The organism is Pedobacter sp. SYSU D00535 (assembly GCF_017355855.1).
Classification (GTDB): domain Bacteria; phylum Bacteroidota; class Bacteroidia; order Sphingobacteriales; family Sphingobacteriaceae; genus Desertivirga.
In genome coordinates this window covers 164,841-189,936 of record NZ_JAFEWD010000010.1, presented here as the reverse complement: position 1 = coordinate 189,936, position 25,096 = coordinate 164,841, and the positions used below count along the sequence as shown (strand labels likewise).

The following is a 25,096-nucleotide window of genomic DNA, read 5'->3' as shown; positions in this document are numbered from 1 at the left end:
TTTAGTGCTGTCACTTTACTCTTCAGTCGTTGGCCAATAAATAAAAAATCTATTAAAATGCCAACCCAATAGCTCCTCCTCCCGCTGGTCTGCTCATTACAGATTACAATTCGCAAGCTCCCGATCCTTCTGTTGCGTCTCGGAAATAAAATGCAGGGTTTCCTGTACCTCATCCGTATTGACGAATATCCAGGCGTCTTTCGGTGCATTCTCTATAGCGTACTGAACCGCTTCCCGTTCATCAGAGATGACGGATACTGGCATATCCGGTTTTACTTCACGCACTCCTCGTAGCATGAGATCGGTAAGCTGTTCCGGCGTCCTGCCTCTGCCATCTTTATCGTGTTTGATAATTAAATTGTCGAAAATATCAGCCGCCAGGTTTCCCAGCTTTATAATATCCTGTTCCCGTCTGTCGCCGGCAACGGCAAGAACGCCAGTTTTAACGCTGGCCGTTACCCCGTTGGCGTACTTTTTCAGTTCCTGGTAGCCGGCCTCATTATGTGCATAATCCACCATCAGATTAAAATTCCTGAATTCAAAAAGGTTCATCCTTCCCGGGGTATTTTGTGGCGAGGGCTTGAAGTCCTTCAGTCCGGCCTGGATTTTAGCTATCGAAATACCTTCAATATAGGCGGCGAGCATGGAGGGTAGCACATTTTTAACCATACTTTCCGCTGTGCCGCCGAATGTAAGCGGCACCTCGGCTACCGGCAGAACCTGACGCACCAGGTCGCCTTGGCAGATGCAAAAATAGCCGTTGTCCACCACGGCCGCCATACCGCCCTTACGGAGCTGTTCCTGCACCCGTGGGTTATCCCCATTCATGCTGAATAAAGCGACGTTGCACTCCAGCCCCTCTTTCATGTTGTACACCAGATCGTCATCAGCGTTCAATATGGCGTATCCGGTGCTGGACGTGCTTTTCGGCACCACTGCTTTTACTCGGGCAAGATCCTCTATCGTGTGGATGCCGTTCAGTCCCAGATGGTCCTCTGAAATATTGGTAACGATACTAGTGCTGCATTGGTCAAAGCCCAGCCCCGAACGCAAGATCCCGCCACGTGCACATTCCAATACAGCGAAATTCACCAGCGGATCTCTTAATACCAGCGCGGAACTTGCAGGACCGCTGCAGTCTCCCTGCTCGATTGCCTGGTCGTTAACAAATACGCCATCAGTGGTGGTAAATCCGACGCAGTGCCCCGCTTGTTTCGCTAAATGTGCGATGAGCCTAGTGGTCGTAGTTTTTCCGTTCGTTCCGGTAATGGCCACCAGGGGAATGCGGGATGACGCAGGCGCCGGATACAACATTTCGATGATGGGCGCTGCAACGTTCCTGGGCTGCCCGTTCGATGGTGCAATGTGCATACGAAGCCCCGGTCCTGCATTTACTTCAAGGACCGCTCCGTTACGATTGGTAATGGGAATCGCCACATCTTCCGTCATGATGTCGATACCGCAGATATCCAGATTCATCAAGCGTGCTATTCGTTCGGCCATTCTTACATTCTGAATATGTACCTGATCCGTTACATCATCTGCTGTCCCTCCGGAGGAAAGGTTAGCGGTATACTTTAAATATAGGGTCTGGCCAGCCGGCAGAACATCATCTAAACTCAGTTGGTTTTCGGCTAAAATCTGGCGAGTATTGTCGTCGACAGTGATCTCTGTCAAGACATTCTCATGGCCGATCCCACGCCGTGGATCTTTATTACTCTCATTGATCAGTTCACTGATGGTCGAGGTTCCATCTCCCGTTACTGAGGCAGGAGTCCGTTTCGCTACAGCCACCAACTTGTAATTAATCACCAGAAAGCGAAAGTCGTAGCCGTTGATGTGCCTTTCCACAATGACATATCTCGAAATTTTCTGAGCCAGATGGAAGGCTGCAATCGCGTCCTCCAAGGTCTGTATGTTCGTGGTGATGCCCCGCCCGTGATTACCATTGAGTGGCTTAACTACGACTGGAAACTCCAATTCGGAAACCGCATCCTCCAGTTCGGCTACACTTGCCACCAAGCTACCCCGGGGTGTTGGAATTCGGCCCTCCGCCAGCAGCTGCTTGGTGATTTCCTTATCCCTCACCACTTCCACGGCTATTGCACTGGTAGTGCTGGCGACGGCAGCGGTGATGATGCGTTGATTGCGCCCGTATCCCAACATAATCAAAGCACTTTTATCCAACTGTTTAACCGGGATATTATGTCGCAAAGCTTCTTCTACCAAGGCCCGTGTACTTGGTCCAAGGGCTTCCCGGCGGCTCAGTCTTGCCAGCTCCCGAACATCACTTTCCAGATCCTCCAGCGTTCCTGTTAAAACTGTGTTTAGTGTGTTTACGGCCACTTCTGCCGCATACCGACCCATAGACTCAATGGTATAGGTAAATAACACATAAAAGGTGCCCGATTCTTCAGCAGGAGTTGCTTCTACAAACCTGCAATTCATACCTGCCCGGGCTTGCAAAGCAACGGCCACCCGCCCGATAAGCTCAGCCGCTGTCGTGCTCTGATCGTCCACCTCCAGCGTCAACTGCTGTTCACTTAACTTATCTTTCAACAGCTCAAGGCTGTCTCCAAGCCTGGAATCTGCTTCATCAATCCTTACCTTAAGAACTATCAATTGATGATCTTTTGCCGACCAGTAGTTTGGACCGCGCATTACTCTTGTCTGTAAAATTTCCATTAAATACCTGATTATACCTTTTTGCGGCCTTGTTGATAATGTGGCAACAATACTGCCTTTAACTAATGGTGATACTGTCTGCTTTAACTTGGTCAGCTGTAAACTCCGTTTGTGATGCCTGTTTAAGTACTATAGATCCTTAAATGTATCCTTAATTTGGATGTATCCCCACCGCGGCATCGTGTAACAGTGGGGGCTTGTATAGTACCTCAGGCACTTCAGATAAAGAACCGATCTGCTTGCCATAGGTTTGCGCGATAACTACGGTGAATTGAGGCGTTATCTACGTGTTTATCATCGGCTTAAATGCTCTTTATATACGTACCGCTTCTCCCAAAAAGGTATACCAGTTGGATAGTTAAGGAATCGGTAGGCATCAAAAGTTTAATTCATCGCTCTCCACTCATCTTCCAGAATGCTCATTTCCACCATACTCCAGTAGCTATCACCATGTCTCTTAATATCCCGCAGAATACCGTCGGTATTGAAGCCGCACTTCTTATAGCATCTTATCCCGCCTTCATTAAAGGTGTATACTCCCAGACTCATGCGATGCAGCTTGATATCTTCAAATCCGATTCGCATCATCGCTTTCATGATCTGCTCGCCTATTCCTTTACCTCGTTGCGCTCCATTGCCCACCAGCACTCTGGTAATGCGCGCGGATCGATTTGACCGGTTGATAGCCGTGAGGGAAATATGGCCGATTACCTCATTAGTCTCTGAATCTACCGCCTTGTAGATCAGGGTACCGGATTCTTCGAAATTATTGGCATCCTTTAAATACCAGTCCAGCTTTTCTGTGGTGAGCGGGAAGCGAAATTGAGATCCGGCCCAGTTTATCAGTAAGTCTTCGTTATCGATCCAATTAATTAGCGACTGGAAATCATCAGGTGTAAAATATTCTAACTTAATCATAGGTAGAAGCTTGTTGGCTGCTTGCGCCTTGCATTTAAATATGAGGGGGATTATTTTGCGGGATAATGAACTTATCGCCTTTGGATAACAGATGTGTGGAAAGGTTTCTAATGGAGATGGCGCCCTTCAAACCAAAATCAAGAACATTACTTTCTCTGATGTTATGGCCTTCAATCATAATCACTATTCCACTTCCTGCAACTTCGGCTTCTATTCCGTTTCGTACGATAATTGCCGTATCCTCTTCTATTCCTATACCAATACAGGTTGGATTGGTAGCAATCACCTGGGCCATGCGGACTACCCGCCCCCGATCAACAAAGTGCGTATCCACACAAACATCCTTCAGAAATTCAAGTCCGGTGGTCACCTTTATTTCTCCCGTAATCTGCTGTACCTGTTGATTACCTGCATAGATCATCGGGGTAGACATGGCCATAGCTCCCGCACTGGTACCACCAATAACCAATCCATCATTGATATAGCGCTGCTTTAAGTTTAGTAAGGCGTTAGTACCGCCATAAAACGAGGTAAGCTTCAACTGATTGCCACCACTAAAAAACACGGCGTCAAGTTCCCTAATCCAGGAGTTGTCATCGTTCAAAACCTCGTCCCTGTTCTCATGATGGATATGTCGAACATTCTCGACATTGGCCAGCGCAAAAGCTTTTTGATAATCCTCAAACATTTCTGCTGGCTGGCTACTCGCTGTAGTTACCACCCCAATTGCAGGATTTTCTTTGCCGATGACTTCCAAAAAAGAATTCAAAATTTCCAGTGGCTCTGAATTTTTCTTTTGAATCTCCTTCGTTGGTTTCTCACCTTTGTTCTCTTTCCCTCCCACGATGACTAATATTCCATTAGGCGCAGGGCACTCGTTCACTGGTTGTTCTTGCATGGTAGAAGACTTCCAAGTTGAACCTTTCAGCCGGGGCTTTGTTTCACAAAATAAAACCGAATTTCGCTCCCGTAGTTATACTTCCTACCGGTATTTCTACCCTTACTGACAATAAGCTAAACTATCGAAGAGGCCCTGTTGTCTTGAGAGTAAACTGGTGACTTCCCAACTAATGATTAGTGCCCGGCTCCAACTCAGGTTTCTGGAAAAGCCAAATTTACCGCATGAGATTAAAAAGAAGCTGGAAATACTTCTTTCCGTGTATGAGGGACATTTTTAGATGATTGCAAGCGCATGCAGGTAACAAGCAAGTATCCGGAATAAAGTGCAATGATTGCTTGTCCGCCGAGCGTGTGCTGATAAGCTTAGGCTGCTAAATGACTCTCAATAACGTCCAGCAATGCATCAATATCGAACGGCTTAGAAACAACATCATCCGCACAGATGTTTTTTATTTCGCTCGCTCTGAAATGCGTGGACAAGGCAATTACGGGAATGTGCTTTATCATCTCAACTGCTTTGAGTTTTCTGCAAAGTTCCGTCCCTTCTGGTGTGATGTGAATAACATCGAGCAAAACCAGATCTGGTTTCTCGTTAATGGTTTTGGTGATAAATTCCTTTTCTGAAATAAAGCCCTTTACTTTATACCCCTCTTCTTCCAGAACATGAGTCACCAGCTCAAGAATGTCCTGATTTTTCTCAAACACAAATACCCTCTTCACTTTTTAAATCCCCTTTTTCTGGGCACAAAGATAGGAGATTAACCTATATACTGAAATAATTACAACGACGATTTACAGCAGTTCCGGTTCAACTACTCGAAAACTTTAAACTACTTTCAAAAGGCTACAAAGACGGCACAGATCGGCGGGATTTTTTATTACGCGACCAGGGATTTAGGGGCTTCTCCAAGAGAAATAAATGCCTGTAAGGGTAACGGATGTTGCAAAAAATCAAAATACCAGCAGCGGAAATACGAGTATACTTAATTGAAGTTGAAAAAGAGCTGGAACGAGCTCCTCGCCAGGTTTTAATAAGGATACATGATAAAGAGTAAGGAAAATAGGGATATTAATGGACGAAAGAATTCGAGCACTCAAAAGCTTAGTGTAAAATCCGTCCCTGCTCCTTCAATTGTCTTCACATTTACACTGCCTTTATGCAGGGCCATGATTTGCCTGCATAGATTAAGCCCTACACCAGAACCATTCTTCTTAGTGCTAAAAAACGGCACAAAAATTTGATCAAGCAGTTCTGATGGGATGCCGCAACCATTGTCAATAACGTGAACAACACATCGTCTCTGGCCGTCTCGTTCCGCAGTTAACATAATTTTGGGCAACTCTGTGCCCTTGACTGCTTCAATGGCATTTACAAGAAGGTTTATGAGTACCTGCTCAAGAAGGTTCCGGTCGACATCTAGTGAAATAGAAGGATCTTTCAGAATAATTTCTAATTCTATTCCCTTCTCTGCCAGCGTGGGAGACATTAAATTGCTTTGGCTCTCGAACAGATCACGCACGTAAACCCGCTCGAGGTTAAGTGTACTGATCTTGCTTAGGTTTCTGTAAGTATCTGCGAATTTGAAAAGTGCCTGGCTACGTTTTCCGATCGTATTAATTCCTGTTCTTAGGTCTTCAACATATGAAGGCTGATGTTCTCTATTTTGAACTGACTCATCAACCAGAGTACTGAGCGTATTTGCCAGCGAGGAAATAGGTGCTATGGAATTCATGATTTCGTGCGTCATAACCCTCAACAGACGGGACCATGCATCTGCCTCCGTTTCTTCTATAGCTTCGCTAATATTTTGAAAGCTAAGCAATTTATATTGTTCATGCCCCACCTGGAAAGCGGTAGCCGATATCAGAATCTTGCTTTGACTTCTTGCAGGTAGATTTAACAGTTTACTCTCCCCTATCTCCAGGTTTTCAACAGCGTCGAAGATCAAAACATTCCTTTTTTGGAGCGCCGCGATATTTTTCATATGCGGAAGGTTCAACATATCTCTTAACGCCTCATTCATCCAAATCACCTCGCCCGTTTGTCGGTTAAAGGACAAAAGGCCTGTGCTGATAATGCTGAGGATATGCTGCAGGTATTGATATTGGGTCTCCTTCTCCCGGGTCGCTTCCTTAAAAAATTCACTGATTAAATTGAAAGATTCTCGTAAAGGAGCCAATTCTGCCGGAGCATTCTTTACATCAAAATGCCTTGATATATCCCGAAATCTTACAGCCTCCCTAAATTGCTCTATTTCTCTGAAAATCCGCTTCTGGAACCGGAAAATGTCCCACAGTTGATACAAAATCAACACTACCATGGCCGCCGATAAAACAGGATGTTCCCAGATGAAGAACCAGGCTGCCAGAATAAAAGTTGCTGATAGCGCTGCCAGCTTCAGCACAATTTTCCTTTCCTGAGGTGCTAGCATCAGATATCGTATTTACTCAGACGCCTGTATAATGCAGTACGGGTAAGCCCCAGTTCTTTTGCCGCACGTGTAATGTTTCCATTGTTCTTGTCAATCACCCTTAAAATAGTTCCCTTTTCAAGATCACTCAAATTAGTCTCTTCCCGAACTATCGGGAATGTGGACTGCTCGATGGTAGAAAACAGCAGATCTTTAGCCTGTAATACAGAATCGTCTGCCATAATAACTGCCCGCTCGATGGTATACTGCAGCTCACGAACGTTTCCAGGGAATGGGTAACTTAATAACTTTTCTATTGCCTGCCTGCTAAATTCGAAAGCGTTTTTCATATACTTTTCCGCATAAACCTTAAGAAAATGTTCTGCAAGCATTAGAATGTCATTTCCACGGCTCCGCAGAGGAGGAACAATTATCTCAACCGTATTTATGCGGTATATCAAATCTTTCCGGAACTGTGTTTCGTTAGCCAGCGAAGAAATCGGCACATTAGTGGCACAGACTAGCCGGATATCAATATCAAGAGGCTGATTAGCCCCCAGCTTGGTCACCTGCCGATTTTGAAGGGCCGTTAACAGTTTGGCCTGTTGCTGCAGGCTTATGTTAGCGATTTCGTCCAGGAATAATGTTCCTCCGTTTGCGGCTTCAAAACGGCCCACCCGATCTTCTCTCGCATCAGTGAATGCTCCCTTTTTGTGTCCGAAAAGTTCACTTTCAAATAACGTCTCAGAAATGGCGCCTACATCCACTTTCATATAGGGCTTCTGTGCTCGCCTGGACCGCTGGTGGATTGCTCGGGCTATGAGGTCCTTCCCGGTGCCATTCTCGCCAAGTATCAGCACATTAGCATCTGTTGGAGCGATCTTCTCAACTTTATGGAAAATTTCTTCCATCAGTTCTGATGATCCCAGAAGTTCTGTACCAATTACCGAACTTGTCAGCTTCCTGCTCTCGGGTTTACCAGGTTCCCGTTTGCTCAACGCTTCCTTAATTGTGTCCACTAACACTTCGTTATGCCAGGGCTTTACCATGAAGTCCGATGCTCCTTCTTTAAGTGCCCGCACCGCCAGGTCGATATCCCCGTACGCGGTTATCATGATTACCGAAGCAGAGGATTTCAGCTCCTTTATTTTTCTGAGCCAAAAGAGACCTTCGTTTCCGCTGTTTACCGAGCTCGTAAAATTCATATCAAGCAGTATGATATCGAATTCCTGTTTCGAAAGATGCTGCCGGATATTTTCCGGATTCTTCTCCGCCGCAATCTCCTTCACCTGCGGCTTGAGTAAGAGACGCATGGCAGTTAAAATGTCGGGGTCATCGTCTACAACTAAAATTGTTGCATTCTTGAGATTCATGCTTTAAAACTATAACCTTTTCTTAATAACAACTATACCAGAAGCATAAATTTATGATACTTAACCCTTTAGTCCGTTGCCACAGTAACAGATGTATCGTTATCGGACACTATTTGTAACGCTTGCGAACGTGAGGGAGTCAAAAACCTTAGCATACATTACTGATAATCAGCGTTTTACACCAATGGCACATAATTGTACCTATTTACACCACAGCACATCAAAGTGGATAGACGAATTGAGAAGAAAACCTGGAATAAAAAAAGACTTTTAAGCATCGGCGGAATTTGTCTTGCTCTTCTCTTATATGGAGCAAGCTACTTCCTGGCTCGCGGAAAGTCAAAATTGAACGTTTCCGCCGACAGAATTACGGTGAGCATGGTAACGAAGGATTCTTTTCAGGAGTTCATCCCGGTTAACGGTCTGGTAATGCCGCTTACCACCATATACCTCGACGCTGCCGAAGGAGGAAGGGTTGAACAGATCTATGTTGAAGACGGTGCCATTTTGAAAAAAGGCGACCCTATATTGGCCCTTTCAAATACTGACCTCGAGCTGAATCTGGCAAATCAGGAAACTGCAGTATTTGATGTGCTTACACAAATGCAGAACACGCGAAACAATTCCGATCAAAACACTATCAGGCAGCTTAACCAGATGGCGGAAGTGGAGAATGCATTAGCCGAGTCCGGCCGGGTTTATAAACTTAATAAAGCCCTCTATCAGGAAAATGCTATAGCATCGGAGGACCTTAAATCTTCGGAAAACAATTATTTCTACCAGCTTAGAAGAAGAGATCTTACCCGTGAAACCCTTTATAAAGACTCAACGTCCAGAAAACAGCAGATAAGCCAGATGCAGGAATCTTATATTCGGATGCGAAACGCCTTATCACTGATGCGCAGAAAGGTGGGTGACCTAATTGTTCGGGCACCGGTTGAAGGTCAGCTGACTTCTATGGATGCACAAATTGGCCAGTCTAAAAATCGTGGTGAACGCCTTGGGCAACTGGATGTAGCCAGCGGCTACAAAGTTCGGGCGGATATTGACGAACATTATATAACCCGTATTTTCAGCGGACTAACAGGAGATGTTGACCTGAGTGGAACAGTCTATAAATTACGAATTAAGAAGATTTTCACCCAGGTTATTAATGGGCGGTTTCAGGTCGACCTCGAATTTGTTGGTGCTATGCCTTTAGGAATACGTAAAGGACAAAGCTTACAGGTTCGTCTGGCTCTGAGTAATCAGAGTGCTGCGCTATTAATCCCAAGAGGAGGCTTTTATCAGCAAACCGGTGGCAACTGGATCTTTAAACTCAATGAGGAAGGTACGATGGCGCATAAAGTGAACATTCGTCTTGGGCGGCAAAATCCCGATTTTTATGAAGTGCTGGAGGGTTTAAAGCTTGGCGACAAAGTTGTAACTTCCAGCTATGAGAATTATGGAGATATGGAAGAGCTGATAGTGCAATAGATTTTAATGTACGCTAAAGCTCACTGCTGATTGCGCATAGCTGATGTTGAATAGATTGCTTAAAAACCTAATGTACTAAACGCGTGAGCTGATAGCTGAACTGCTAAATATGATAAAAATAACTAACCTGGAAAAAGTATACAGAACAGAGGAGATAGAAACTGTCGCCCTAAACAAGTTATCTTTGGAAGTAAAAGAAGGGGAATTTGTGGCCATAATGGGACCTTCGGGATGTGGCAAATCTACCCTTTTAAACATTCTTGGTTTGCTGGACGATCCCGACGGCGGAAGCTTCATTTTTAACGGTATCGAGATCGGGCAGTTTAAAGAGCGAAAGCGGGCGGAGCTAAGGAAGCGTAACATTGGCTTCGTTTTTCAAAGCTTCAATTTGATCGATGAACTTACTGTTTATGAAAATGTTGAGCTACCGCTAATCTACCTCGATGTAAAGTCTTCAGAGCGCAAACAGCGGGTAGAAAATATCCTTGAACAAATGCAGATCATGCATCGCCGAAATCACTTTCCACAGCAGCTCTCCGGAGGTCAGCAACAACGAGTAGCCATAGCTCGCGCGGTGGTTAACAAGCCAAAGATAATCCTTGCCGATGAGCCAACCGGAAACCTCGATTCAAACAATGGTAATCAGGTAATGCAGCTCCTCAGCGAGTTGAATGAACAAGGAACTACCATTATCATGGTTACCCACTCTGAGCACGACGCAAGATACAGTCATAGAATAATCCGCTTGCTCGACGGGCAGGTGGTGATGGAAAACCTAATGATATAGCGAAATAAAGCCTGAACAGGAAGAAGCATGTACATCAACTTATCTTGAGACAAGAAACCCTGCTAGCTTTGTATAAAATAACCATATGTCCCCAACGATAAAGGCAGCCGTCGCTAATCCCGCACTCGATCTTCAATCTATGCAAAAGCTCAGCTGATCAGCCATGTTCAAGCACCATATTACCACCGCAATCCGCAATCTGATTAAGCGAAAATCATTCTCGCTTATCAACATCATAGGCCTCTCGATAGGGCTCGCTACCTTTTTAATACTCATGAACTACGTGACATATGAGTTCAGCTATGACAGCTATTTGCCTAACGCTGAAAGCGTATACAGGGTAGATTACTTTGAATCACAAGCAAATGAAGTCGTGGTAAAAAGTGCGCGGACACATACCGGGCTGAGTACATTTTTGCAGGAAAATATGCCAGAAGCAGAGCACGTTGCAAAGATGTACAACGAGAACTGTCTTCTTTTCAATCAAAAGGCTAAAGGATATCAAAAAGGTGCCTGGGTGGATAGTTCTTTTCTAAACGTTTTCGAATTGAAGCTATTGAGCGGAAACAGGGAAAAGGCTTTGTCAGCCCCAAATATGATGGCAATTTCTCAGTCGCTGGCCAAAGTTTACTTTGGCGAAGCTGATCCGATTGGTAAGTCGATTTACTTAAATGAGCATATCCCCTTTGTCATTACCGCAGTATTTGCAGACTTGCCCGACAATACAGCCGTAAAGTTCGACTTTCTGATCTCATGGAGCACATTGGAGGAGATCTTATACGATGGTCCGCAAAGAGGCGACTTCAGAAATCCATGGGTATTTACGTATGTGAAACTCAACTCCAATGTAAAGGACATGGCAAAAGTTGAAGCTCAACTGGAAAAAATAGCCGCTGATAATGTGCCTGATCTGCGGGAAAAGAATCTGAAAGGCTTTTATAAGTTGAGGCCGGTACGGGAAATTCATTTTGCGAAAGGCATGACCGGCGAGCCCATTCCGGGTCGCGACAAAGCCATCCTCTACGCCTTGATCTGCGTTGCATTCTTTATCCTGGTAGCAGCCTGGATCAACTATATCAATTTGTCCCTGGCTCAAGCTTTTCAACGGGCAGAAGAGATCATGGTTCGGAAAGTTTATGGAGCAAAGGTTTCGCATATTATCAATCAGTTTATCGTTGAAGCACTGATAATTAGCCTGGTGACAGCTCTTGCCGGACTCGGTCTTTACTTCCTGTTTGTAAATTGGCTCTCGGGATACCTCTCCGCCACTTTCTACATCACTCAGGGAATGAACTACAGGTGGTTATGGTATCTGATCCTAATAATTGCTCTTTCCGTTGCTTCGGCCATATTTCCCGCACGGCTCATTGCCCGATACAATCCTGCCTTTATCTTAAAAAGACAATACAGACTGCGGGAAAGTAAGAGTTTGATTAAAAACGGACTCGTTGTTTTTCAGATGCTGCTTTCCATCTTCACAATAGGATGTACCATCATTGCAAACATGCAGATTAATTATATGCAAAGCTTCGATGTAGGCTTCAACACCTCACATACAATCAGTTTAGTCGGACCAGCATCAAAAAACACTGACTCATTGAGATATCAGCGCTTTCTGGCCTTCCGCGACGAGATCCTGAAAAGCAGCGCCTTTGTAGCTGGGACGGCATCGATGAACATTCCGGGAGAAGAACTGCGCTTCCACGACGAATCTATACGTCTGGTAGGAAGTCAGAACGACAAGAAAAGAACCTTCTGGACTTCAAACACAGATGACGGCTATCTTAAAACTTTCGGGTTGAAATTGCTGGCTGGAAGAAATATCAATGAAAATGACAAACATGATCGAAACTGTATGATCAACGCAACTGCAGCGAAGGCACTTGGATTCCAAAATCCTGAAGATGCAGTTAATGCGCAATTCTTGAACAGGCATAATAAAAAGAGAACAATCGTAGGTGTTATTCAGGACTTCCATCATGAGTCGCTAAGAAAGAATGTAGAGCCGGTCGTATTCTACTTTGATCACCCCTTCGAGTTCGGATACTATACCTTCAAAACCGGGTCTGCAAACCGCGCTTCAACATTGAAGCACCTCGAAAGGGTTTGGAAAAAGCATTATCCCGACGATCCATTTGTATACTATTTTATGGATAGCTTCTTCAACAAACAGTACCAGGAAGACGTCGTATTTAGTAAGCTACTGAAACTTTTCAGCATCATGTCCATTATTGTTGCATCTCTTGGCCTGCTGGGTCTTGCCTCCCTGACCGTGGTTAAGCGCACTAAAGAAATAGGGATTCGTAAGGTGGTAGGCGCCTCTGTTCCCAGAATCTTAATGCTATTATCGAAAGAATACATCCAGCTGGTGCTGATATCCTTCGCAATTATACTTCCGGTTTTCTATTATGCGGCAACTCAGTGGCTGCAAATCTTTTCGTACAGGATTACGCTGGAATGGTGGATGTTTATTTTACCAGGGACGATAGTTTTGGTAATCGCGTGTCTGGTGGTGAGCGGGCAAGCCTTAAAAGCAGCAATCACTAACCCTGTCAGGAGTTTAAGAACCGAGTGATAAATCACGAGATGTACTGCCGCATAAAATGTGTTCGAATCCGAACAACAGGCAGTGCCATCGCCAAGACCAATCTGGATAGGGCAAGTTTCAACCTCATTAATGCAGGCTGTGATGTCATGATGAGGACAAAACTTCTGGGATACTATAGAGGAGCCTTGTAGAAATCATGTCAATGATGCGAGCGCTTGTCTTTCGAAATTATACAACGCAGAACCGATACTGTGAGCGTTTCATCTGATCTGGTATTGTCCGAGCCGGGAACATCATACCACTTCAATTATTAAAAGACATTCGGTGTATCAAATACGGACACTGAATGTTCATATCCGAACGACCAACACCGAAAACAAGTAGTTAAACCATTGAATACAACCACATTATCAAAAATGGCATTCCTCTAGCTTAAGCTAAACGAAATACGGCATAAGATACAGAACGCTTTAATATGAGTAAGCAAGACCGCCACTTTGCAAGATACCGCAAAAAATACGTCCTATACCTACAATACGATTATTAACCTCATGACTACTATATGACCAGGACGATCAGGCTTTTTGCCAATGCATTTTTATTCCTATTCATTAGCTGCTTTACAATAGAAGTGAAAGCCGTAGAAATCTGGGTTTCTCCGGCTGGTTCCAATTCTAATCCCGGAACTAAAAACAAACCTTTAAAAGACATTGGACTAGCCCTTCGCAAAGCACGCGAATTAAGGCGTTTGTCAGACCCTACCGCAGCTAATGGTGTTTACATCATCTTGAAAGGAGGAGTCTACAGATTGCATGAACCCCTATTTATCCGACAGGAGGATTCAGGCACTGCGTCCAGCCCGACTGTATTTCAGGCTGCCCCTGGCGAAAAACCTGTATTAAGCGGAGGTATTACTATAAGCGGTTGGAAAAAAGCAGGAGCAGCAGTTGCTGGCTTACCTGCTGAAGCGCAGGGGCATGTATGGGTAGCAGATGCACCAGTATTTGGTGATATAGTATTGGACTTCAGACAACTGTATGTTAATAATATAAAGGCATTACGATCAAGAGACACGAAGGTGGGGGTCATGAACAGGATATTGTCCTGGGATCACAAAAATCAAACCTGCGGAATACCAAGGCCCATTGCTGAAATACAAGATGCTCCCGGTGTAGAGATGTTTATTCATCAATGGTGGGCGATTGCGGTGTTGCGAATTAAATCTGTTCAGATCAAAGCTGATAGCGCTACTTTGTCCTTTTATGAACCAGAGAGTCGGATCCAATCAGAACATCCCTGGCCGGCGCCGTGGATCTCAAAAGAAACTGGAAATTCCGCGTTTTATTTGAGCAATGCTATTCAGTTTTTGAATGAGCCAGGTGAGTGGTATCTGGATAAAAAAAATCAGAAGGTATATTATTGGCCGAAGAGTAATGAGAACCTGGCTACCGCTGAGGTTACTGTGCCTGCAATAGAAACTTTAGTCAGGATTCAGGGAACGATCGATCACCCTGTATCTTACGTATCGTTCAAGGGAATTTCATTCCAGCATACAACCTGGTTGCGTCCTTCTAAAGAAGGGCACGTCCCTCATCAGTACGGGATGTATATGCTTGATGCGTATAAGTTGGAGATCCCCGGAACACCGGATAAAAAATCATTGGAAAATCAGGCATGGGTAGGCCGTCCCCCGGCAGCAGCCGAAGTGGCCTTCGCTCATCATACCAAATTCGAAGGCTGCAGGTTCGAACATCTTGGTTCCACCGGGCTGGACTATAAAAGAGGAACCCATGACGACATCATACAGGGGAATCTATTTAAAGATATTTCAGGCACAGGTATGTATGTTGGTGTTTTTACAGACGAAGGGCAGGAAGTCCATTTTCCATATAATCCAAAGGATGAAAGAGACGTCTGTACAAATGTATTAATGAGCAATAACCTTATAACTGATGTAGCAAATGAAGACTGGGGAACTATCGGTATCGGTGCAGGATACGTAAAAGGAATAAATATCGAACATAATGATATTAGCGAACTCTCTTACATGGGAATTTCTATGGGATGGGGATGGTCGAGGACGGTGAACACTATGAGAAATAACCGCATTGCAGCCAATAAAATTCATCGCTATGCCAAGCATATGTACGATGTTTCCTCGATCTATACCTTATCTGCTCAACCGGCCTCCTTTATTGTAGAGAATTATATTGATAGTATTTACAAGGCACCTTACCCGCACGATCCATACCATTGGTTTTACCTCTACACCGATGAAGGCTCTTCCTTTTTCACAGTAAAAGATAACTGGACCCGATCAGACAAGTATCTGCAGAATGCCAATGGACCCGGGAACGTTTGGTCAAACAATGGTCCCTGGGTGTCAGATAGTATTCGCCTGGCTGCAGGTCTTCAGGGACCTTTTAAATACCTTCTTAAAGAAAAAGCACCTCAGTCGGCGGGTTGGGAGATCAACCGTTCCGAGCGAACAAAAGTAGTTGAGATTATTAGTGAAAACGGCGTTAAGCACGATACGAATGCACTCCTTGAGATTTGCAAAAAGAATGGTCTACCCCCGTCAAATCTATACCAATGGAATAACCATTCAATAATCTATGGAGCTATCGAAAATCCCTATCCAATTCGAAAAGATCTCATGGAACGCTTCAAAGGAGATCAGGTAAAGATCTATAACAGTCCGTTTTATCAGTTTAAGCGCCAATTACAGTGTCCTGGCTCTCCAATAGCTAAAGAATGGGATGACATTATTTTAACTACCAACCTGGTGAAGGATTCGGTCATGCAAAGCGAATATCTGAACCATCATATCATTCAATTTGAAAAGTGGCCGGAAGTGGCTCAGGGCTTTTGCAATGCTGATTTTCAACAGTTACTTATGTTTAAAAACGAAAGGCAGCTGATGTTGGTTATCAGTATCCCTAAAGGTGAAAGCCTGGATAAGTTAAATCAAAAAACTGAGGAGAACAATCCAAGAGTTACTGCCTGGAACAACCTGATGAAAAAATATGAGGAGGGCTTGCCAGGTACTGCACCAGGTGAAACATGGATAATTTTAAGCCCTGTAGTGAAATAAGATTTCGAATATGAACGGCTCCTCTGACATGTAAATTCTTGGGTATATTACCTCCGGAAATACGGGCTTGTGGATACTCCTGAGTTTTTTGTAAAAATAATGCTATTATACCCATAACAGTGCAGAACTTTAGCTAATAGTCAAGCTCTTGAATGAAGATACACAACCTAAAAGCGTTTAGAAGGCGGCTAAAAAAGAGAAAATTCTATTTTTTCTTCAGCCTGATTAGTCTGGCTATCGCATCTGCAAATGCAATTGTAATCTCTCTATGGGCTCAGTATGAACTGAGTTTCTATCTTCTTAGCGGACTTCAGTAAACTTATCCTTGTAGCGATTGCAATTACCTTTCCGCTCACCTATATCATTCTACATTGCTGGTTGCAAGACTATTACTTTAGAGTCGAACTGGAATTTTCCCAATTTATACTTGCCGGACTTTGTGCTCTTTCAATTAGCTAGATGATTATAGGTTTCCATATGATAAAAGTGATCAATATCAACCCTGCGAAAATCTTACGAACAGATTGATTAAATCGCCCAGTGGAGCTTCCCTATTAATGATCTTATTATTGTCGCGAATAAATCCGTACACCCACAGTTCGGAATCGATACACTTATCAGGTATCAAATAAACCGTAAACCACTATATGACAATTAATTAAAGAGATGGCACATATTTATACGAGTTCGGCAGAATTAAATCTTATTCCAATGAAGAGTTATCTACTTCTATTTCTGTTGCTAAGTTATATACCCGCCGTCCTGTTCGCACAGACACCCGAAAATAAATACACGATCAAGGCAAGCGTTATAGATTCTACCACTTCAGAACCTATAGCATTCGCCACAGCAGTACTTAAGAAAGGGCCTGCCGTTGTTCAGACCACCCTCAGCAAAGAAGATGGAACTCTTGAATTCAGGAATCTTCCGGAAGGGTTATTTTCTCTGACAATTGCTTTCATGGGATATAGACCAACTATCCAAACTATCGAGCTTAGCGGCAAATCAAACGCAGTCACCGACGCAGGTGTTATCCGGATTAAGAACAATACTAAGACGCTGAAGGATGTGGTGGTTACAGGCAAGAAGAGCCTTATCAGCCAGGACATTGATAAGATCAGTTATGATATCCAAGCCGACCCGGATAGTAAAGGTCAAACAATGCTTGAAATGATTTCGAAGATCCCCTTACTTACCGTAGATGCCGACGATAATGTACAATTAAACGGCCAGTCAAATTTTAAGATCCTTATCAATGGCAAGCCCTCAGGACTGACCGCCAGAAGTCCGAAGGAGGCCTTGCGGAGTATGCAGGCGGCAAACGTCTTAAAGGTTGAAGTGATGACCATGCCTCCCGCGAAATATGAAAGCGAAGGAGTGGGAGGAATCATAAACATCATAACCAAAAAGCCTGCTGAAGGTTACAACGGATTAGTCGGTGTATTTCATAATACGCTGTTTGGCGGCGGGCCCTGGGTAAATCTGGGTATTAAAAAAGGCAGGTTTGGAATGTTCGGCTATGCTGATAGATATTTCACGGGCAACCCCGGCTACAGTTTTGAAAACAGCCGCAGGACGGTATCCCCACAATCCTACGATCAGTTCCACAGAGGTACATCAGACAGAAGCGGCAACGTCTTTTACTACAACACAGAATTTACCTATGAGCTCGATTCTTTGAACTTACTGACAGCTTCGTTCGGTCGGTACAACGAAGACAGTCGCCAGACAGCTGAACAGGAATTCAACATTTTCAGCAATGAGGGGACGATAAATTCCGATTATAATTTGTTTAGCGAAAACCAAAACGATTTTAGCAGTCTGGACTGGGGTGCCAACTATCAGATGGGATTTAAAGGGAATAAAGAAAGACTGCTTACAACATCTTATAAGTATGTAAGATCATCATCTAATGGTATCATCGATAATAAATTCAACGGAGGAAACTTACAGGACCTTTACCAGCAGAATGAGTCGGGAACTGAAGAACAGACCGCCCAGTTAGACTATTTTCATCCATTCAAAAAAATCACCGTCGAGGGAGGAATTAAATACATCACGAGGGAGAATTTCAGCAGATCAGATGCAACAACCGCATCACAAAATGACGATCTGCAGTATCTGCAAAACGTGCTCGGCCTATATAACTCTTACCAGATCAAGCTAAAGAACTGGGGCATCAAAGCAGGTGTTCGTCTCGAGCGGACAAATGTGAAAGCCGACTTTATGTTTGCTGATGATTTCAAAACGACTTATACCAATCTCATTCCTTCGTTTTCTATTCAGCGCAAGTACGGCGTCAGCAGCATCAATCTGGGCTATACACAGCGGATAGAACGACCGGGAATTGGTCAGCTTAATCCCTTCGTTAATAAAAATAACCCGCTGAACTACAGCTACGGAAATCCTTCGCTCCAGGCCGCCCTGACTCACAATTTCGAGCTCCGCTATAATCGTTTCAAAAAAGCTAATACCACCTTGTCGCTTAACTATGCATTCGCCGATAATACCGTTCAAAATGTAGTTTTCGTCCGGGAAGATTCGATCAGTGTTACAACCTTCAGCAACATCGGAAAATATGATAATTATGGGTTCAACTTCAATTATAAGTATCCGGTAACCAAGAAGTTCAACACCAGCTTCAGCGGTAATGTCAGGCTGCTTAGCTTTGAGGGAATATCAGAAGGGCGAAGCTTTAAGCGCGAAGGCCTGCAGGCATTCCTCGGAACTAACTATTCCTTCAATTCGGAAAAAGGCTGGAACCTCTCCTCTTCTGTTAATCTGGCTAGCCGCTTCATAAAGATACAGGGCGAGACGAGTGGCTATATTTCACATTCTCTGAATTTCAATAAGGACCTGTTCAAAAAGAAGGCTACATTCAGTATCAACTTGAAAAACCCCTTCCTCAAATACAGAAATGTGATTACCGAGCTAAGTACACCATCTTTTGCTCAATACAACAACAATCATAACTATACTCGGGGACTAATGGTCTATTACATCCAACGTTTCGGCAAGCTAAAAGAAAGCATCAAGAAGTCGAAACGGGGAGTTGTAAACGATGATGTAAAAAAAGAATCATCGACCGATTCGAACTGATGTCTTTATGAACTTTGACTTTGACTAAAAAAATACCGTTGAATGAACCTCTAATCTTTAATAAAGACATGCATAGATTGCTGGTAAAATACATTACAAAGCAAGCTACCGAATCGGAATACCTAGAGGTAAAAGCATGGATAAGGGAAAGTGAAGAGAATAAGCTCGTCTACATCCAGATGTATGAAGCATGGCATGAAAGCTTGGTTGCTAATAAGGAAGTCGTAAACGCAGATGCAGCTTATGACTTGTTTTTGAACAATATTAAACGTTCAAAGGCAGAGTATTGATTTGAGAACAAGAGCGCATCAGCATGTCGTACTCTGTCACCAAAATAATAAGCCCAATGCTGGCGCTACCAGCATTGGGCAGTATGTACCCGGTAACTGAGCCTATCAATAATTCCGAAATATTCCTGTCAAAACTGTTTCAGCAAGAATATGGCCCTTCATTTTCTTTAGCAGGTCATCTTTAGTCAGGCTTTCTTTAGACTCAATTAAGGTATCTAAAGCATACAATTTGAAATTGTAGTGATGGCTTCCTCCCGGCGGACAAGGTCCTTGATAACTTTTTCATTCCACCCATTTTGACCGTCAATCGCATTGATTTTTGCGATATCGATTTGTTCTGGAAGAGATGTCACTGATGCGGGAATATTATACGCTACCCAATGAACCCAGGTTCCATTTGCGTCGGGATCATCCATAATGATAGCGAAGCTCCTGGTTTTTTCTGGAACACCGCTCCAACTAAGTGGAGGCGAAACATTGGCACCGTCGCAGGTGTACTTCTCTGGAATAGTTTTCCCCTCAGCAAAAGCAGAGCTTATCAACTTTAGGCTATTTTCGGTTTGCGAGTTTGAAACGGTCGAGAAGCAGATTGAGATTATTAAAAGGATCGTTTTGAGAAGTTTTGGTTGCATAAGATTCAAATCATTTTTCATACAAGCCGATATACCAAAACTACGCCCTTCCGAAAAAAAGTAGGCAGCATGACGGATACTCGGTTGAACATAGTATTACGGTATCATAAACGGACGGCAACTGTGCGATTTTGATGTTGCTTTCATCACATATTAAAGCTGGCTCCTTGTATAATACCCCTCCCGTTTTTGCCATCTACGTTTTGATGCTGACCCTACGCTGGCTCGAAAAATGGGTGGGGTCCTGGAAATTGAGAAGCCCAATCAAAAGAAAGCCGTCAAATTATCGCAATTTAAACCATCGCAAATATGTTTATCACAGGCAGTTATACCCTATTAGAGTACCATAAAAGTAAATACTAATATTTGGTACTCTGATTGGTACCAGACAGATAGGGAAACTTTGGGAAAGATTGGTAGGCGTTAAAACAGAAACGCCTGTAAATTATCTGATTTACAGGCGCTTGACCCTCTTTGGGAGGTACTTTGGTGCGCCCACCTGGGCTCGAACCTAATTATGTAAATAGCAATAAATCAATACTTTATAAAGAAAGTCAAAACACAGGTAGTTACTTAGGTAACACCTAACTGACTGATACAAAGGTAAGAAAATACACTATAACAATTCAATATTACCATTTATCATACAACAGCGGACGGGAGTTGAGTAACGCGGTCCAATTTTCTGCGCACTGCTAAAGATGTTGTTTTCAGTTTCTTGATTCCCCAATCAGTAGCTCCTTGTTTGCCTTTAATTAATCTTTTAGAGATTTTAAAAAGTATCTTTAATAAGCAGTATCGTATCTTAAATAAAGGGGGCAAAACAAGCTAAAGAAATCGTTAACGCAAACAGCTATTAAGTTCTTATTTTATGGTTAATTCTAAATTAAGATCCAATTGAAAGCTCACGATCAATAGGATCTAAACCTTACCATTTCAAGCAGTGTAGGAAAATTATAGAATTTCATTAATTTAGTTACTTAAAAAGAAATGAGTATGTGTAGCCGCAATCTAAACTATGAACGCAGTTAGCCACCAAGCGGTAGGACCAGCTTTAGGTTACTACTATCAGGCAATATATGCACTCTTAACCCTATTTGACTCCCATAACTTAGGTGCATATATAAGTATTGAGACGTTCGATGATGTGTTTCTGAGTGACGGTTCAAAAAAAGAATTACATCAATTGAAGCACTCCGTAAGTGAGGATACCACCATTTCAATAAAAAGCGATGAACTTTGGAGGACGATAAAAGTCTGGTGTGATTATCTAAGTATCAATAACGCAAGTGATGGAATTTTTACTCTTTCTACTGTTGCAGCATTAGATTCAGAAAGTGAATTAAAAGTCTTGCTAAGCGACAACTCTCCAAGAGACAAGCTGGAAGCGGAATTAATTGCCGAAGCAATGCGTGTTATGGATAAAAGAAAAGGTGTCGCGATCGAAAACTCAAACAAATTATCAAGGGGAGAAAAGGAAGCTACTTTGCCCTTTGCGAAAAAATATAAAGGCTGTCAGGCATTCTTGGCTCTAAATCCTCAACAACGCACAGCTTTGTTGAAAAATATAAGGATGAAAACCGAATCGTTCACTGTTGCCCAGGCAACCGATGAAGTTTTGAAAAGAATTAGGCCCACTACAGATTCTAAAATTCAGCAATCTCTCGCTGAGCGAATTTTGGAGTGGTGGGATAGACAAGCTGTTCAGTCATTAACTGGCGAACGACATCAGTGCATATATCAGTCCGAACTACAAGAATTTATCACAAGAAAAGGTGCGGAACTTTATGATGATGGTTTTACTAATGATCTTCCAGATATGGAAATACCACCAATAATTAGCCCAAACCCTATTCAGAAGAAGCAACTGGAACTGATCGGGGCAAGTAAAACACAAGTCAACAGGTCTTATCAAACCGAAATTAGGGCACGTATTCAACGAGAAAAATGGATAGATGACAATCTTCCTGCAGCAAAGAAACTCGAAAAGTATGATCAATTGCTTATTCAAGAATGGTCCTATAAGTTTGACGAAATAGTTGACAAAAAAAACAACTGTACAGAAGATCAGATTAAAGAAGAAGGCAGATTGCTTTTGGACTGGACACATCACGAAGCACATCAACAGGTCGGAAAGATATCCAAATCATATGATAATCCAGATTTAATAAGGGGAAGCTATCAGATGCTATCTTCTTGTAAAAAAGTTGGGTGGCATTGTGATTTTCAAATGCTCTTAAATGCCGATACAGATGAATAAAAGCATTGACGTTTTTGCCGCAACTAATCCGGCGTTTTTATCCCTGGTGTTACTGAGTTTTATTGAAGGTTATAATGAGGAGGCCGGAGCAGGACTACCATTTCCCTTGGCGATTCTTCCAATACCGATCGTCTTATCAGGCGACCTTGATCCCACTTTTGACGGTACAAATATCAGAACCGGCTTTTATTCGTGGGTAAAGCAAAACCCAGGCATTGTCGTAAATCTTAATAATAGAATTAATGATTCAATTGAATATATACAGCCTGCCATATCTTATGGAGTTGCTAGGAAAATCATAAAAATTGATGACAAAGGCAGCCTTTGGGGCCTTTCACAAAATACAGCTAATATCTACGGGTCGTCAAAACTGGGACCCTTTTTCAAAAAGTCAAAAAGATTGGGGAATTGGATCGGCCAAATAAAATCAACTAAAACGGTATTTAACCTTTTGGGTTTAGAAGTATGAGTAGATGGAATATCAGCCACTTGGCGTTTTATAGTAAGAATAATCTTTGTCGGACGATAGAGTTCAACGTAAATGGTGTAACTATCATAACAGGAGCATCCAATACCGGTAAATCAGCGATAATAAGCGCAATTGATTACTGTCTGGGATCTTCAACATGCAACATTCCTGCATTTGTATCTGCGCGAGTAACCCACATTGCTACAAGATGGTCCGATGGAACAACGGCATTCATTGCCGCAAGAGAGCTTTCCAAAACAGGCAAAGCTTCGGGAAATATGTATTTTGAGTACGGATCTGATGTTGAATTGCCGGAGTTAGCAGCTGCACTTAGGGGGGCAGGAAATATTGAAGAGGTAAAGGGCTTGATGGAGAATCTCTTTGGATTCAAGGAGGTAAACGAAACGGATAATCCATTTAATACGAATAAAATTTCTATCCGCCAGATTACTCCTTTCATGTATCTGGATAAAAATGTCATAATCTCTGATACTACCTTGATGTATGGCTTAAACGATTCAAATGCATCCAAGCGTATTATTGATTCATTACCTTACTTTTTAGGGGCAATTGATCTTGATGAATTGGACGCTATGAACAGATTAAGGGGGCTAAAAAAAGGGGTAGAAAACGAAGAGAGGAAAAAGACGCTGTTTGAACAGCATCAGGTCGAGCTTTTAGAAAAATGCCGATCGCTTTTTGCTGAAGCTTCTCAGGTGGGTTTATATCGGATGAATGATGAGCTTAATGCTGCATCAAAAGAGCAGCTTATAGATAAGCTGAAAAACTTGACAAATTGGGAATATAAGGTAGTTAATTTCGAAAATGAGGATACGGTAAAGGCGCTACAGGAGAAAAAGACATCTGAGCTAAATCAGTTGAATGCACTTCGACGAAGAAAAACTGCAGCGTTACAGCTGAATACGACTACATCAGAGTATGATTCTGCCGTTGACAAACAGATATCAAAGCTTGATTTAGGTAAGTTCTTTCAGCACACGGAAGAAAAGTGCCCGGTGTGCAGTTCAGATTTCGCAGAGCCGAACGAACTTTCAAGGCTTATAGAAAAGTCAATTACAGAGCTTAAACGGGAAAAAGCTGTTGTTAAACAACATAGACCTTCTATAACTGGATTTGTTAAAGAGCTTGATGCGCATATTGAAATATTACAAACAAGCATCAATAAAACTGATGGAAATATTCGTAACCTAATCAAAGAATCTGCAATTGCTCAACAACAGTTGGTGTTGAACCAGAGTATCACCCGAGTTATTGGTAGAATTTCTTATTTCCTGGATAACCACACCTCTGTAGATGTATTTGATCAAAAAAAACTCAATGAGTATAATCAGGACATTAATCAAATAACTTTAAAATATGGTAAAAGCCAAAAAGAGGAGAGAATTGCACTAGCTGAAAGAAAAATCTCTATATATGCCACGGCTAATCTCAAAGACCTCCTAGGGGGATACCGATAGAAAATTGTGACGTAGATTTCTTTTCAAAACAGCCTAAGCTAGTCATAACTGATTCTGAGTCTCAGAAGAAAACCCAGTTTGAGAACATCGGCTCCGATGAGAATTATCTAAGTCTTCACCTTTCGTTTGCCTTTGCATTGCAAAGGTTTCTAGCTGAAAAGCAATCATCCGTTCCTGGACTTCTCATACTAGATCAGATCAGCAGACCTTACTATTCAAACAAAAAGGAAAGTGATGAATCTGACCTAAAGGAAATTGTAAACAGAGATGATGACAGTTCAGCACTGGAAAAACACTTTGATTTTATTTTTTCTCAGGTTGCAAGTCAAAGTGGACTTCAGGTAATTGTCTTGGAACATGCTTATTTAAGCTATCACGAAGAATATAAAAAGGCAACTAAATATCGATGGCCAAAGGTTTCCAACGACAAGTTGATACCATCAGATTGGCCTGAGAACTAAATGGAAATTATCGGTAATATTTGAATGACGCCCGCACTGAAAAAACACATTTATGACTACTATATTGCTTACCTTTACTAGAGACTAAATTTTGATCAAGCTATATTATCAAAACTCAGGCAATCAATTAGCATTAAATAAACCTTTTTATGCAACAAGCTAATAGCATTTGTTCGATTTCCTCGACTTCCCTTAAAAATTAAAGGCATTGACTA

The 25,096-nt window shown here is 42.7% G+C and carries 18 protein-coding genes; 10 read left to right on the top strand and 8 right to left on the bottom strand.

Translation table 11 applies throughout. From position 1 onward, the window contains the following. Positions 1 to 96: 96 nt before the first annotated feature. From cphA to J4N23_RS16980, 6 genes are all read right to left on the bottom strand, one after another. Positions 97 to 2,685 carry a cyanophycin synthetase gene (cphA, locus tag J4N23_RS17005; protein ID WP_207428982.1) on the bottom strand — a complete coding sequence of 863 codons (2,589 nt, stop codon included), beginning with the start codon at positions 2,683 to 2,685 and terminating at the stop codon, positions 97 to 99. A 384-nt stretch (positions 2,686 to 3,069) separates the two neighbouring features. Beyond that, a complete protein-coding gene (locus J4N23_RS17000; protein ID WP_207428981.1) occupies positions 3,070 to 3,603 on the bottom strand; it encodes a GNAT family N-acetyltransferase in 534 nt (177 codons plus the stop codon). Positions 3,604 to 3,637: 34 nt separating this feature from the next. Next, positions 3,638 to 4,501 carry a cyanophycinase gene (locus J4N23_RS16995; RefSeq protein ID WP_207428980.1) on the bottom strand — a complete coding sequence of 288 codons (864 nt, stop codon included), beginning with the start codon at positions 4,499 to 4,501 and terminating at the stop codon, positions 3,638 to 3,640. Positions 4,502 to 4,866: 365 nt separating this feature from the next. After that, entirely contained in the window at positions 4,867 to 5,223 is a 357-nt protein-coding gene (locus J4N23_RS16990; RefSeq protein ID WP_207428979.1) for a response regulator, read from the bottom strand. A 374-nt stretch (positions 5,224 to 5,597) separates the two neighbouring features. Beyond that, positions 5,598 to 6,935, bottom strand: coding sequence for a PAS domain-containing sensor histidine kinase (locus J4N23_RS16985; RefSeq protein ID WP_207428978.1), 1,338 nt, complete (start codon positions 6,933 to 6,935; stop codon positions 5,598 to 5,600). Beyond that, the gene (locus J4N23_RS16980) at positions 6,935 to 8,287 is read right to left on the bottom strand and encodes a sigma-54 dependent transcriptional regulator (RefSeq protein ID WP_207428977.1); all 1,353 of its coding nucleotides are present in this window, start codon (positions 8,285 to 8,287) and stop codon (positions 6,935 to 6,937) included. The genes J4N23_RS16985 and J4N23_RS16980 overlap by 1 nt, the downstream gene beginning before the upstream one ends. 195 nt (positions 8,288 to 8,482) lie before the next feature. On the opposite strand from J4N23_RS16980, the gene J4N23_RS16975 reads away from it, so the two are divergent. From J4N23_RS16975 to J4N23_RS16950, 6 genes are all read left to right on the top strand, one after another. Then, complete coding sequence (locus tag J4N23_RS16975; protein WP_242689267.1) at positions 8,483 to 9,763, top strand: efflux RND transporter periplasmic adaptor subunit; 1,281 nt, start codon at positions 8,483 to 8,485, stop codon at positions 9,761 to 9,763. Positions 9,764 to 9,872: 109 nt separating this feature from the next. Then, a complete protein-coding gene (locus J4N23_RS16970; protein WP_207428976.1) occupies positions 9,873 to 10,550 on the top strand; it encodes an ABC transporter ATP-binding protein in 678 nt (225 codons plus the stop codon). A gap of 163 nt (positions 10,551 to 10,713) precedes the next feature. After that, the gene (locus J4N23_RS16965) at positions 10,714 to 13,125 is read left to right on the top strand and encodes an ABC transporter permease (RefSeq protein WP_207428974.1); all 2,412 of its coding nucleotides are present in this window, start codon (positions 10,714 to 10,716) and stop codon (positions 13,123 to 13,125) included. A gap of 604 nt (positions 13,126 to 13,729) precedes the next feature. Beyond that, positions 13,730 to 16,192: a right-handed parallel beta-helix repeat-containing protein gene (locus tag J4N23_RS16960; RefSeq protein WP_370527291.1), complete on the top strand. Its 2,463-nt coding sequence runs from the start codon at positions 13,730 to 13,732 to the stop codon at positions 16,190 to 16,192. Positions 16,193 to 16,903: 711 nt separating this feature from the next. Next, a complete protein-coding gene (locus J4N23_RS16955; protein ID WP_207428969.1) occupies positions 16,904 to 19,291 on the top strand; it encodes an outer membrane beta-barrel family protein in 2,388 nt (795 codons plus the stop codon). A gap of 68 nt (positions 19,292 to 19,359) precedes the next feature. Further along, positions 19,360 to 19,581: a hypothetical protein gene (locus J4N23_RS16950; RefSeq protein WP_207428968.1), complete on the top strand. Its 222-nt coding sequence runs from the start codon at positions 19,360 to 19,362 to the stop codon at positions 19,579 to 19,581. 105 nt (positions 19,582 to 19,686) lie between these two features. Here J4N23_RS16950 and J4N23_RS21295 read toward each other — a convergent pair whose 3' ends face one another. Together J4N23_RS21295 and J4N23_RS16940 are read right to left on the bottom strand one after the other, a co-directional pair. Further along, the gene (locus J4N23_RS21295) at positions 19,687 to 19,809 is read right to left on the bottom strand and encodes a hypothetical protein (RefSeq protein ID WP_370527290.1); all 123 of its coding nucleotides are present in this window, start codon (positions 19,807 to 19,809) and stop codon (positions 19,687 to 19,689) included. Next, positions 19,797 to 20,213, bottom strand: a complete 417-nt coding sequence (locus J4N23_RS16940) for a YbhB/YbcL family Raf kinase inhibitor-like protein (RefSeq protein WP_207428967.1) — start codon at positions 20,211 to 20,213, stop codon at positions 19,797 to 19,799. Before J4N23_RS16940 ends, J4N23_RS21295 begins: the two co-directional genes overlap by 13 nt. A 1,018-nt stretch (positions 20,214 to 21,231) precedes the next feature. Between J4N23_RS16940 and J4N23_RS16935 the strand changes: the two genes are divergently transcribed. Genes J4N23_RS16935 through J4N23_RS16920 form a run of 4 tightly spaced genes read left to right on the top strand, consistent with a single transcriptional unit; the run spans position 21,232 to position 24,881 of the window. Next, on the top strand, positions 21,232 to 22,473 hold the full coding sequence (locus J4N23_RS16935; RefSeq protein WP_207428966.1) for an ABC-three component system protein: 1,242 nt from the start codon (positions 21,232 to 21,234) through the stop codon (positions 22,471 to 22,473). Further along, complete coding sequence (locus J4N23_RS16930) at positions 22,466 to 22,942, top strand: three component ABC system middle component (RefSeq protein ID WP_207428965.1); 477 nt, start codon at positions 22,466 to 22,468, stop codon at positions 22,940 to 22,942. Before J4N23_RS16935 ends, J4N23_RS16930 begins: the two co-directional genes overlap by 8 nt. Beyond that, on the top strand, positions 22,939 to 24,420 hold the full coding sequence (locus J4N23_RS16925; protein ID WP_207428964.1) for a hypothetical protein: 1,482 nt from the start codon (positions 22,939 to 22,941) through the stop codon (positions 24,418 to 24,420). The genes J4N23_RS16930 and J4N23_RS16925 overlap by 4 nt, the downstream gene beginning before the upstream one ends. After that, the gene (locus tag J4N23_RS16920) at positions 24,411 to 24,881 is read left to right on the top strand and encodes a DUF3732 domain-containing protein (protein WP_207429013.1); all 471 of its coding nucleotides are present in this window, start codon (positions 24,411 to 24,413) and stop codon (positions 24,879 to 24,881) included. The genes J4N23_RS16925 and J4N23_RS16920 overlap by 10 nt, the downstream gene beginning before the upstream one ends. Positions 24,882 to 25,096: the final 215 nt, after the last annotated feature.

Bases quoted from the DNA above. Each gene is read 5' to 3' on its own strand.
- cphA (WP_207428982.1), bottom strand. From the start codon at position 2,685: ATGGAAATTTTACAGACAAGAGTAATGCGCGGTCCAAACTACTGGTCG.
- J4N23_RS17000 (WP_207428981.1), bottom strand. From the start codon at position 3,603: ATGATTAAGTTAGAATATTTTACACCTGATGATTTCCAGTCGCTAATT.
- J4N23_RS16995 (WP_207428980.1), bottom strand. From the start codon at position 4,501: ATGCAAGAACAACCAGTGAACGAGTGCCCTGCGCCTAATGGAATATTA.
- J4N23_RS16985 (WP_207428978.1), bottom strand. From the start codon at position 6,935: ATGCTAGCACCTCAGGAAAGGAAAATTGTGCTGAAGCTGGCAGCGCTA.
- J4N23_RS16980 (WP_207428977.1), bottom strand. From the start codon at position 8,287: ATGAATCTCAAGAATGCAACAATTTTAGTTGTAGACGATGACCCCGAC.
- J4N23_RS16970 (WP_207428976.1), top strand. From the start codon at position 9,873: ATGATAAAAATAACTAACCTGGAAAAAGTATACAGAACAGAGGAGATA.
- J4N23_RS16965 (WP_207428974.1), top strand. From the start codon at position 10,714: ATGTTCAAGCACCATATTACCACCGCAATCCGCAATCTGATTAAGCGA.
- J4N23_RS16955 (WP_207428969.1), top strand. From the start codon at position 16,904: ATGAAGAGTTATCTACTTCTATTTCTGTTGCTAAGTTATATACCCGCC.
- J4N23_RS16950 (WP_207428968.1), top strand. From the start codon at position 19,360: ATGCATAGATTGCTGGTAAAATACATTACAAAGCAAGCTACCGAATCG.
- J4N23_RS16940 (WP_207428967.1), bottom strand. From the start codon at position 20,213: ATGCAACCAAAACTTCTCAAAACGATCCTTTTAATAATCTCAATCTGC.
- J4N23_RS16935 (WP_207428966.1), top strand. From the start codon at position 21,232: ATGAACGCAGTTAGCCACCAAGCGGTAGGACCAGCTTTAGGTTACTAC.
- J4N23_RS16930 (WP_207428965.1), top strand. From the start codon at position 22,466: ATGAATAAAAGCATTGACGTTTTTGCCGCAACTAATCCGGCGTTTTTA.
- J4N23_RS16925 (WP_207428964.1), top strand. From the start codon at position 22,939: ATGAGTAGATGGAATATCAGCCACTTGGCGTTTTATAGTAAGAATAAT.